Here is a 12,679-nt window from a genome sequence, read left to right on the forward strand (position 1 = left end):
ATCAAGACAGGCTTAACGGTGAATACAATTACGCTGGAAGCATTGAGTCAAGCCGATATACATCAATGGATTGCTGACACCTTGATTTGTGATTTACCCAGTGCTCAGCCATTGACAGAATTAGTGTATCAAAAGACTGAAGGCAATCCCTTTTTCTCGGTGCAGTTGCTTAAGGCTTTATATGAAGACCAGAGCATTACTTTTAATTGGGATTTGCATAATTGGCAATGCGATATCGCAAAAGCGAGATTGACTCATGCTGATGATGTGGTTGAGTTTATGGCAAGTCAATTACAGAAGTTGCCTTTAAATACTCAGGATGTTCTCAAGGTGGCTGCTTGTATTGGCGCACAGTTTGATTTGCAGACCCTAGCGATCGCCTCGCAACAATCTCCCGAAAGTGCAGCAATGGCTCTATGGCAAGCCTTACAAGAAGGTTTTATCATTCCTACGACGGAAGACTATAAGTTCTTTACGCAGATTGATACGAATGTTATTGCGCCAACTGATGCGAATGCAACTTATAAATTTCTGCATGATCGCGTTCAACAAGCTGCCTATTCGCTGATTCCTGTAGAGAGCGAAGCAGAAATTCATCTCAAAATTGGCAAGTTAATTCAGCAAAGCTACTCAAAAATAGAACTTGAAGAAAGGCTGTTTGATCTAGTTGGACACTTAAATCAAGGTCAATCATTAATTACTGAACCAATTGAGCGAGAAGCCTTGGCAAAATTAAATCTTAAAGCTGCAAAAAGAGCGAGAATGTCTACAGCCTATGCAGCCGCAAGGATTTATCTTGAAAAAGGAATTGACCTGCTACAGGAGAATAGCTGGCAGTATCAGTACGAATTGACTGTGGATTTGTATCTTACATCCGTTGAGGCAAGTTATTTGAGTGGTGACTTTGCAGGGATGGAACAACAAGCGGATTTGGTATTACAGAAGGCGCAAACTATTTTTGATGAAGTAAAAATCTACGAAATCCAAATTGCGGCGAAAACCCTACAAAGTCATGTCTTAGAAGCTATTGAAATTGGTAGAAAAGCATTACTGCTATTGGGGATTAGTCTCCCGAATGAATCCAATGAAGTTGAAGTTGCTCAAGCAATGCAAACTCTGGCTAAGCAACTTGAAAATATCCAAATTGCAGACTTGGTTGATTTACCATCTACAAATGATGCCCAAACTCAATTTGCTATGCGAATTATGGGAATTTTGTTTTCCCCAATCATTCAAGGGATGCCGAGCCTATTACCTTGGCTTGGCGCAACAATGGTGAGTCTGTCTATTCAATCTGGTAACACGATAGCCTCAGCGATCGGATATGCCATTCATGGTCTAGTAATGTCGGCATTTCTGACAGAAACAGTTATAGGTTACGCTTTTGGAAAGGTAGCTCTAAATTTAATTGAAAAATTTAATAGCGCCGAGATTAAGTCGGTTGTGATGTTTCTATTTGGAAACTTTGTTCAGCCTCACAATGAGCCTTTGCTAGCTACAATTCCAATGTTGAAAGCTGCTTACAATGCTGGGATCGAAATTGGCGATTTTATGCACGCTGGATTTTCTCTGGCTACCTACAGTAATTCAATATTTTTTAGTGGTGGAGAACTGGGACTTTTTGTTCAAGACATGGCTACCTATAGCGTTAAATTGGCTCAGATCAAACAATCTTCTGCACAAGCCTATATTAATTTAGGAAAACAAACAGCCGAAAATTTGGTTAAACCAGTCAATCATCCCCATATCTTAATCGGCGATACTTACAACGAAGCGATAATGCTGCCTAAACAGCAGTTGGATAATGATCAAACCGCGATCGCTGAAACCTATATTTATAAACTGCTATTAGCTTACTATTTTGGCAATTATACAGATGCCATTCACTACGTTAAACAAGCAGAGCAATGTCTCATCGCCGTGTCTGGATCATTCTTTGTTCCTATTTTTCATTTTTTTGCAGCCCTAACGCATCTAAGATCGTTTCCCGATCAAATGGAATCAGAACAATCGGAAACTCTCATAACGGTGCAAAAACATCAAGACTTTCTCGATAAAATGTCTCGTAATGCACCAATGAACTATTTGCATAAATGGCATTTAGTGGAAGCAGAGCGACATCGTGTTTTGGGCAATAAAATAGAGGCTATTGAATATTACGATCGCGCGATCGCTGGTGCAAAGGAAAACAGCTACATCCAAGAAGAAGCCCTTGCCAACGAACTTGCTGCTAAATTCTATCTCGATTGGGGGAAAGAGAAAATCGCTCAAGTCTATATGACTGAAGCCTATTATGGCTATGTGCGCTGGGGCGCATCCGCTAAAGTCACTGATCTCGAAAATCGCTATCTCCAACTACTCGCCCCTATTCTTCGAGACTCACACAGCTCTTTCCAAAAAAAATCTACTAACTCCTCTAGTAGCACCTCTGAAGCAATAGATTTAGAGACTCTACTAAAAGCTTCACAAGCAATTTCTGAAGAGATAGAGCTTTCAAAACTTTTAGAAGCGCTCCTAAATATTGCCAATATTAATTCTGGAGCTGATAAATGCGTCTTACTACTGCAATCAGAACCAGAGTTGCAAATTGTCGCGCTCGTGGAATCTGGAAAACCTTCGCAAATCTTGACCGTTCCCATGTCCTTAGAACATAGTGAAGATATGGCGATTGGTATCGTCAATCAGGTCAAGCATAGTTTAGAACCCATAGTTTTGAGTGATGCGCGACATGATGCCCAATTTGCAAGCGATCGCTACATCCTCAAATATCGACCCAAAAGCGTTCTATGTATGCCCATTCTCAAACAAGGCAAGTTAATTGGGGTTTTATATTTAGAAAATAGTTTGACCATAGGAGCATTTACCAGCGATCGCCTTGAAGTGCTAAACCTAATTTGTTCTCAAGCAGCAATTTCCATAGAAAATGCCCAACTTTACCGCACCCTAGAACAAAAAGTCGAAGAACGTACTCAAGAACTTTCCGAAGCCTTAACAAATCTCCAGACTACTCAATCAGAATTGATTCAATCGGAAAAAATGGCAGCACTAGGACAGCTCACGGCCAGCGTCGCCCATGAAGTCAACACACCTTTAGGAGTAATTCGCAGTGCCACGGGCAATATTATCACTACTTTGAAAGTTTTACTGCCACAATTGCCAGTATTAATGCAACGCCTGAATCCTACACAACAAGCTGCTTTTATCGCATTGGTAAATACTTCACTTCAGCAACAGCAGTCTCTCTCAACCAAAGAAGAACGACAACTGCGGCGACGCTTGCACACAGAACTGGATGCTTTGGGGATTGCTAAGACCCAAGAGATCGCCGACCAACTCGCCCTCCTACGAATAGAATCATCTCTAGAAGTCTATCAGCCCCTTCTGGAATCGCCTGATTGCGATGAAATTTTGCAAGTTGCCTATGGGCTGGTGCAACAAAGCCAAAATGCCATTAGCATTCAGCAGGAAGTCGATCGCGCCGCCAAAATCGTCTTTGCACTCAAAACATACAGTCATCGCAGCAGTGACGCTGGGGAAAAAAGCCTGATCCAAATTAGCGATGGCATCGAAATCGCCTTAACGCTATATCAAAGTCGATTGAAGCAAGGAATAGAGGTAATTCGTAAATATGAGCCAGTCCCCAATCTTCTCTGCGACCCAGATGCGCTTACACAGGTTTGGGTGAATTTAATAGACAATGCCATCTATGCGATCGGTAAAGCAGGGACTTTAGAAATAGCGATCGCCCCGCAAGCAGGGCAAATAGTGGTTGAAATTACAAATTCAGGTGAGGCTATTCCCGAAGAAATCATGCCTCGACTATTTGAGCCATTTTTCACAACCAAGCCGAGAGGCGAAGGTAGCGGACTGGGCTTAGATATAGTGCGTCAAATCGTGCAGAAACATGAAGGAGAGATTCGCGTAAGTAGCCAATCGGGTCGAACTACCTTTATAGTAATCTTGCCTTTGTTAAGGTTTATGGGAGAAGCAGATGTTGAATAGACGACGTTTTCACCAGATGTCTCTAGGTGCTTTGGGCTTGGGACTGGCAAGCTGTAACCAGTCAAAATATCTGACTAATACCAGTAGTGGACAGTCTTTGAGCAAAGCTGATCTCTTGATTTGGTGGGAGCAGGGCTTTTTGCCAGAAGAAAATGAACAAATTAATCAACTCATTCGCAGATGGGAGCAAAAATCGGGGAAAGTTGTTGATTTGAAATTACTGCCAGTCGCTCTTATCGATCAACAGTTAACAAATTTTATCGGTCAATCGGAATCTAACCAAATTCCTGATATTGTCTACTCCTTAGGTATAGATGTTAGCCTCGCACCCAAATTTGCTTGGCAAGATCAATTAGTCGATCTTACGGACGTAATCACTCCCATCAAGCAAAAATATACAAGTATTGCCCTCTCCCATGTTTTCTATCACAATCAAGTTCGTAAAGAACGCAGTTACTATGCGCTCCCATTGTGGCAGTCTGATGACTACTTTCACTATTGGGAAAGTATGCTTGAGGAGATTGGCTTGACCCAACTGGATATTCCGCGAGAATGGAATCAGTTTTGGCAATTTTGGCAGACGGCTCAAAAGGAGTTGCGAGCCAAGGGGCGATCGCAGATTTATGGGGTCGGACTATGTATGTCGGCGATCGGGTTTGATACCTATACCTCCCTGAGGATGTTTATGGATGCTCACGACGTTAATGTGGTGAATGAGTCGGGAGAATTTCTCCTAAGAAAACCAGAAAATCGTCAGCAATTTATCACCGCGCTGCAAGAATTTACCAACTTTTATTTGCAGGGATATACGCCACCTCAATCAGCACGATGGACAGGAGCAGGAAATAATAACAGTTTCCTAAATAGTGAAACCTTAATGACTCAGAATCTCTCGATGTCGATTCCCCTGACCCAAAAGTTATCCCATCCTCGATACGATCGCGATGCGATCGCCAGATATCGTCAGATCATGACGATTGATCGCCCTCTAAAAGTGGATGGTGGCGAATTGCTAACGCGCAAGGGAACGAAGCAAGCGATCGTACCTAAAAACAGTAAGAATCCAGAACTTGCCAAGGAGTTTTTGAGTTATCTAGTCAGTCCAAATAACTTGATGTCTTTGCTCAAAGGTTTTAAGGGGCGCGTTTTTCCTGTGATGCCTGAGCTATTAAAAGATCCCTTTTGGAATGAGCCGAACGATCCCCATCTTGCATCTGCTCTGAAAATATTTGCCCGCCCTAGCTATATTCCTTATGAGGTAATGCATTCAGCTTTTAGTGAGGTGCAGAATCAACAGCTTTGGGCAAAAACAGTTCTCAAAGTGATCCAAGACAAAGCCTCGGTGGTGGAATCGGCGGATTGGGCAATCACTAAAATCCAAGATATCTTACAGTTAGCGGAGAAAAAAGCTTGAATATAATAAAACGATGGTTGAGGCACAGTTTACTCAGGCAACTAGTCAGCTATTTCTCAGGCTTATCAGTCATTACCGTGAGTGTAGTGGCTCTTGGCTCTTATTTTCATGCCCGCAGTTCTCTGTCAACAGAGGTCGTCAACCGCCTCACTGTAGCAACCCAACTCAAATCCTTGCAACTGCAAAAGTGGGTAGAAAATCAGTTGCAAGACATTCTGATGATCAGCCAAGATGGAGAAGTTAAACAGTTACTCAGTCAAATGTTGGCTTCCGATCCCAGCCAACCCGCTTATCAGAAAGCTTACGCTAATCTCAAAAAAAATATTGGGCGCATTAGTCTTGTGAAGCCAAACTTAGGCAGTATTCGTGTTACTCGAAATAGTGGTTTTGTGATTTTCTCTTCCACTGATTCTAAACTCGAAGGAACCTATTTACCCTTGGGCGATCCCGCCACCTACTTTACCAGCGATCGCATTAATACAGTTGTGCCTAATTTTTATATTTCACCGCGCACCAATAAAGTATCCATAACTGTCACTACATCACTTTTAGATGAAAATAATGTCAAAATGGGAGCCTTGACTGCCGATTTTAATCTAGATTACATTGACGCATTGATTCGCGATAATACGGGTTTGGGGGAGACAGGCGAAACCTATCTAATTGGCAAAGCTGGTAATAAAACCATTTTTGTGGCTGGTAATCAAGTGGAACCCAAAGATCCGTCACGAAAAAAAGCGGTACATAGCGATGGCATTGATCAAGCGATCAAGCAGCAGAGTGGATTTGGCTTGTATAACAACTATGCAGGAATTCCTGTAGTCGGCGTTTATTGGTGGTTGCCCTCTCAAAACTTAGCATTGATTGCCGAAATCAACCAAGATAAAGCCTTTGCGCCAGCCGATCGCTTAGCCATTAATATTCTAATCTTGGGATTTTTATCTTCTAGCATACTTCTCATCGCCATTTATCTATTTTCCCGCCAAATTACCCGCCCGATTTTAGCAATTAATGCTACGGCCGCACGTTTGGCGGAGGGAGATCTAAACCAAACCGCACCCATCATGACTGAGGATGAGGTGGGAGTCCTTGCCCAAACCTTTAACAAAATGGCAAAACAACTAGAAATCTCTTTCCACAAACTAGAAGAATATTCCCAAACCCTAGAGCAGAAAGTGGAAGAACGCACTCAGGAACTCTCTCAGACTCTAGCTGACCTCCAAACGACCCAGGCAGAATTAATCCAATCGGAAAAAATGGCAGCCTTAGGACAGCTTACGGCTAGCGTTGCCCATGAAGTCAATACTCTTTTGGGCGTGATTCGCAGCGCCACAGGCAATATTATCACCGCTTTGAACGTTTTACTGCCACAATTACCAGTATTGATGCAACGCCTAAATTCTATACAGCAAGCTGCCTTTATCGCACTGATCAAAGCTTCACTTCAGCAACAGCAGTCTCTCTCAACCAAAGAAGAACGACAACTGCGACGACGCTTGCACACAGAACTGGATGCTTTGGGGGTAGATAATGCTCAAGAAATCGCCGACCAATTTGCCCTCCTGCGGATAGATTCATCCCTAGAAGCCTATCAGCCCCTTTTTGTAGAACCTGATTGCGATAACATTTTGCAAATCGCCTATAGGCTGGTGCAACAAAGCCAAAATGCCATTAGCATTCAGCAGGAAGTCAATCGCGCCGCCAAAATCATCTTTGCCCTCAAAACATTCAGCCATCGCAGCAGTGAATCTGAAGAGAAAAGCCTGATCCAAATTAGTGATGGCATCGAGATCGCCCTAACCCTCTACCAAAGTCGCCTGAAGCAAGGAATAGAGGTGATTCGCAAATATGAGCCAGTCCCCAATCTGCTCTGTGACCCAGATGGGCTTACACAGGTGTGGGTGAATTTAATTGACAATGCCATCTACGCGATCGGGCAAACGGGGACTTTAGAAATAGCGATCGCGCAGCAAGCAGGACAAGTAGTAGTGGAAATTACTAATTCGGGGGCAGAAATTCCTGACGAAATCATGCCGCGACTATTTGAGCCATTTTTCACAACCAAGCCGAGAGGCGAAGGCAGTGGACTGGGCTTAGATATAGTGCGCCAAATTGTGCAGAAACATAGTGGCAGTATTTATGTCAAAAATCAGTGCGGAGGTGTCACATTTTCGGTTATTATTCCTTTGTCTGAATACACAAACCAGCGATCGGCTATTAACCCCAATGCAAATTTAATTTCCGAGTAATATCAATTCTAACCGTAGAAACTTATGACGAATAAACTGACTATTATTTGTGTGGATGATGAACGCAACGTTCTACTAATGCTTAGAAATCAGTTAATGCATTTTTTTAAAAATTGCAAGATTGAAATCGCTGAAAGTGGTGATGAAGCACTAGAAGTTATTGAGGAAATATTATCTAGTGGGCTTGATGTTGCGTTGGTAATTGCCGACCAGATTATGCCGAAGATGAAAGGAGATGAATTTTTAATCGAACTCCATGACCGCCATCCTCAGATCCTCAAGGTGATGCTAACAGGACAAGCCAATGTTGAAGATATTGGCAATGTCGTCAATCGGGCAAATCTCTATCGTTTTATATCTAAACCTTGGAACGAAAATGATTTGATGCTAACCGTAGCCGAAGCTTTGCGGCGATATGCGCAGGAAAAGCAATTAGCCGCGCATCAGTTAGCCCTTCAGCAAACTAATCTAGAATTAATCGAGCTAAATGCTAGTCTTGAGAAATCTAATTTAGAACTCAAGAGGGTTTCCAAACTAAAGGATGAATTTCTTACCATGATGAACCATGAATTGCGGACACCTTTTAACGCGATCTTGGGTATGTCGGAATGCTTACTTGATGAAATTTATGGTTCAATCAATCCGAGTCAAAAGGATGCGATCGCCCTAATCCAAAGTAGTAGTAATCATCTTTTGAAATTGATTAATGACATTCTCGATATCTCAAATCTTACCACGGGTTCGGTGAAGCTCGCTATCAAATCTGTGGCGATCGTTGAGTTATGCAATTCTAGTCTAGACTTGGTAAATCAACAGGCTCTCAAAAAGCAAATTCAAATCACGCTAAATATATGTTCAGATTTAGAATCTTTTGAAGCAGATCCTACTCGGATGAAGCAAGTACTAATCAACTTGCTCGATAATGCGATCAAGTTTACACCGATAGGTGGGAAGGTCTGTTTAGAAGTAAAAATCAATCATCAGCCACCAACTCAGCCCTTAACTTTTGCTAATGTGGCGAAGACATCAGACTCGCTAGAGCCGATAGATCAGAATCAGGAAAATTTGAGTATTAACTCTTGGGTTTCCTTTGCAATTACTGATACTGGCATTGGCATCGCCCCTAGCGACCACAACAGGATATTTCTGCCATTTATCCAGATTGACAGTGGGTTAAATCGTTGTTATGAAGGAACAGGCATTGGGCTGGCAACAGTAAAGCAAATTGTTGAACTGCACAGGGGATATATCGAACTAAGCAGTCAGATCGGTCAGGGGAGTTGCTTTACAGTGGGCATACCATCTACTCGCAGTCCTCATAGGCTTTGAGTTGTACAGCATGATCAAAGCGCTGTAACAGCAATTGCTGTGCTTGGGAGCAAAATAAAAAATAAAAAATAAAAAATAAAAAATAAAAAATAAAAAATAAAAAATAAAAAATAAAAAATAAAAAATAAAAAATAAAAAATAATCAATTGTATTAAATTGTATTAACAAGCTATGAGCAAACAAACTATCCTTTGTGTTGATGACGAGCGCAATGTTCTCCTCAGCATTAGAACTCAATTAATGCGCTGCTTTCCTGAGTTTATGGTGGAAATTGCGGAGAGTGCAGAAGAAGCCTTAGAAGTAGTTGAGGATCTGATCAGTAGTGGACAAGAACTTCCCCTCGTCATTGCCGATCAGATCATGCCCAATATGAGAGGCGATCAGTTTTTAATCGAACTCCACGATCGCTATCCTAAGATCCTCAAGGTAATGCTGACGGGGCAAGCCAGCGCCGAAGATGTGGGCAATGTCGTCAATCGGGGCAACCTCTATCGGTTTATGTCCAAGCCTTGGAATGAGAATGATCTTCAGCTAACTGTATCTGAAGCTTTGCGAAGTTATAAAAAAGATCGCACCATCGAAGAGCAGTATTTAGCCCTCGAACAGGCCAAATTAGAGCTAGAAATCCTGAATGCCAATCTAGAAAAGCAAGTACAAGAGCGTACTCAACAACTAAAACTGAGTGAAGAACACTATCGCATTCTTTCGGAAATAAGTCCTGTAGGGATCTTTCGCAACGATGCTAAAGGAAACTGCACCTATGCCAATGCCAAAACCCTCGAAATCACTGGACTTTCTATCGAAGAAAATTTAGGCAACGGCTGGGGTAAAAACTTACATCCCGACGATCGCGCTTGGATGTATGCCGCTTGGACAAACTTTGTCGAGCAGTCAAATCTTGGGCATGATGTCGAATATTGCTTTGAACATCGATATGTCAATCCTGATGGTTCAACCAAATGGGGCTTTGTACAAGCCGTTCCCGAATATAATGCTAATGGTGAGGTCGTTGGATTTGTTGGCACAATTTCTGATATAAGCGATCGCAAGAAGAACGAAGAATTATTGAGACTAAGCGAACAAAAACAACGAGCCTTGATCGAGGCTTTGCCAGATCTCGTGATGCGAATTAGCCGAGCAGGTGTTTATCTTGACTTTTACGCGACTAGTGCCTTTAAAGTAATTGGCAAAACTGGCGACTTTATTGGTACTCATATAAATGACTCCCTCCCTCCCGACTTAGCCGCCAAACGACTGAATGCGATTCAACAGGCTTTAGCAACTGAGGAAATCCAAATATATGAGCAGGAAATTCTTGTGGGAGGAGTCTTACAAATCGAAGAATGTCGGGTGGTAGCTTGTGGGGATGATGAAGTTCTGATCGTGGGTCGGGATATCAGCGATCGCAAATTTGCCGAAATAGCTTTGCGAGAAAGCGAATCCCATAAAGCCGCTCTAATTCGTGCTTTGCCCGATCTGATCATGCGAGTTCATAGAAACGGAACCTATCTTGAATTCCATAGTACAGATAGCTTTAAAGTTTTTGGAGAGGCGGAAGACTTTGTTGGAACCCATCTAGACAAATTTTTTCCCCTTAACTTAGTCGAACAGAGAATGAAGATGATCAATGAGGCTCTGGAAACAGGGGATATTCAAATATATGAGCAAGAGGTACTGGTAGCTGGTAAGTTGCAATCCGAAGAGGTGAGAATTGTCCCCTATACGGAAGATGAAGTTTTGCTATTGGTTAGAGATATCAGCGATCGCAAGCAATCAGAACTAGCACTCCAAAGTTTGCTAGAAGGAACAGCATCGGTTACTGGTAAAGAATTTTTCCCAGAATTAGTTAAGCATATTGCGATCGCCCTTGATGTTTCCCATGTCTTTATTTCTAAGGTGTCGGGAGAGAACCTCGAAACTATGACATGGTATGCAGATGATCGAATTCAGCCCAATATTACCTATGCAATTGCTCATACTCCCTGCGAAATAGCTTTTCTCAATGGCATCTATAACTGTTCTGCGGGTGTAAGGCAGGTATTCCCTCTTGACGATGATTTAGTAAAAATGAATGTAGATAACTATCTGGGAACCGCATTACAAAATTCATCGGGTGAGAATATTGGGCTGCTTTATGTATTAAATCATGAACCTTTAAATAATCCAAAACGGGCGGAACTATTACTGCGGATCTTTGGGGCGCGAGCATCTGCCGAATTAGAGAGAATGCAGGTGTTTGAGGATTTGCAAATATTGAATACAGAGCTAGAGCAACGGGTACAAGAACGAACCAAGGAACTATCAAAAGCTCGTAACTTTTTAGAAGCTATTATTGAAAATCTCCCTTTATCCTTATTCGTCAAAAATGGGAAAGAAGAAGGATTCGGTGAATTTTTACTATGGAATAATACCTGCGAACTCATGTTCGGTTGTAGTAAAGAGCAAGCACTTGGCAAATCGGTCTATGATTTTTTCCCAAAAGAACAATCTGATTTCTTTAATGAGAAAGACCGATTATCATTTGCGCTCGGTCAAATTGAAGATATTCCCGAAGAACCCATTGACAGTTTGACTTTGGGGCGCAGAATTCTGCATACAATTAAAGTCCCTATATTCGATGAGCATGGTAATCCCGATTATTTGATTTGTATTTCTGAAGATATTAGCGATCGCAAAGCCACAGAATTAGAACGCGATCGGCTGCTCCAAGAATTATCTCAACTCAATAAAAGCCTTGAACTGCGAGTTGAAGAAAGAACTACAGCCCTTGTCAAAGCCCAAGAGCGCATCATTGCCCAAGAAAAACTAGCCTCTCTCGGTACACTCACGGCGGGGATAGCCCATGAACTGCGTAATCCCCTTAACTTCGTCACAAACTACGCCCTAGGATCAATTGAACTTAGTCAAGAATTGTTAGAAGCAATTGAGCCTTTGCGTCCTTCTTTAGATTTTGACACTTCCGAGATGGTCGAGACATTAATCGCCGATCTCCAAGAAAACTCCACGACAATTCGCGCCCATAGCCAAAGAGCTGAAAATATTATTTTTAATATGATGCAACATACCCGAACTGATGATACAAAAGCGATCCCGCAGCCAACGCAAATTAATGATTTACTCGACCAATCATTAAAATTAGCGTATCACAGTAAAAAAATGCTAGACAACAATTTCAATATCAAAATTCTGACTGACTATGCTGCTGATTTAGATTTAGTCGATCTAGTTGCAGGAGCAATGAGTCGGGCTTTCATTAATCTCATTGATAATGCTTATGATGCTATGCGTCACCAAAGAAATCTTTTAAGCTCCTCTAAGCACACAGAAAAATATCATCCCACACTTAGCCTTTCAACGCGCAGTCTCGGCGATCGCGTCGAGATTAGGATTCGTGACAATGGCTGCGGCATAGCCCCAGAAACCCAAAGCAAGATCTTAGATCCCTTCTTCACAACCAAGCCTCCTGGGGAGGGAACTGGACTAGGGCTTTCACTTACCTACGATATAATTGTTAAACAACATAACGGTACTCTAACTATTAACTCTAATGCTAGTCAATTTACTGAAATAATTGTTACGATACCTAAGAGATATAATTAAAGCATCGTTCCGCACTGATGCTCAAAAATCTTTGCGTGTTTTCGCTAGTTGTTTAGGATCGCTATAAAAAATTAGAATCAAAGCC

Annotated in this window: 5 protein-coding genes; all 5 read left to right on the forward strand. The window is 42.0% G+C overall.

Features of this window, described 5'->3' with window-relative positions; genetic code table 11:
- On the forward strand, positions 1–4,002 hold a 4,002-nt coding region (locus H6F44_RS16035; RefSeq protein WP_190352038.1), incomplete at its 5' end, for an ATP-binding protein.
- On the forward strand, positions 3,995–5,416 hold the full coding sequence (locus H6F44_RS16040; RefSeq protein ID WP_190352039.1) for an ABC transporter substrate-binding protein: 1,422 nt from the start codon (positions 3,995–3,997) through the stop codon (positions 5,414–5,416). The genes H6F44_RS16035 and H6F44_RS16040, both read left to right, overlap by 8 nt.
- Positions 5,413–7,665, forward strand: coding sequence for a sensor histidine kinase (locus H6F44_RS16045; RefSeq protein WP_190352040.1), 2,253 nt, complete (start codon positions 5,413–5,415; stop codon positions 7,663–7,665). Before H6F44_RS16040 ends, H6F44_RS16045 begins: the two co-directional genes overlap by 4 nt.
- 24 nt (positions 7,666–7,689) lie before the next feature.
- A complete protein-coding gene (locus tag H6F44_RS16050; RefSeq protein WP_190352041.1) occupies positions 7,690–8,994 on the forward strand; it encodes a hybrid sensor histidine kinase/response regulator in 1,305 nt (434 codons plus the stop codon).
- A gap of 171 nt (positions 8,995–9,165) precedes the next feature.
- Positions 9,166–12,594 carry a PAS domain S-box protein gene (locus H6F44_RS16055; protein WP_190352042.1) on the forward strand — a complete coding sequence of 1,143 codons (3,429 nt, stop codon included), beginning with the start codon at positions 9,166–9,168 and terminating at the stop codon, positions 12,592–12,594.
- The last annotated feature ends 85 nt before the right edge of the window (positions 12,595–12,679 follow it).

Origin of the sequence: Pseudanabaena cinerea FACHB-1277, from assembly GCF_014696345.1 — a bacterium.
GTDB classification, from domain to species: domain Bacteria; phylum Cyanobacteriota; class Cyanobacteriia; order Pseudanabaenales; family Pseudanabaenaceae; genus Pseudanabaena; species Pseudanabaena cinerea.

Bases quoted from the DNA above. Each gene is read 5' to 3' on its own strand.
- H6F44_RS16055 (WP_190352042.1), top strand. From the start codon at position 9,166: ATGAGCAAACAAACTATCCTTTGTGTTGATGACGAGCGCAATGTTCTC.
- H6F44_RS16050 (WP_190352041.1), top strand. From the start codon at position 7,690: ATGACGAATAAACTGACTATTATTTGTGTGGATGATGAACGCAACGTT.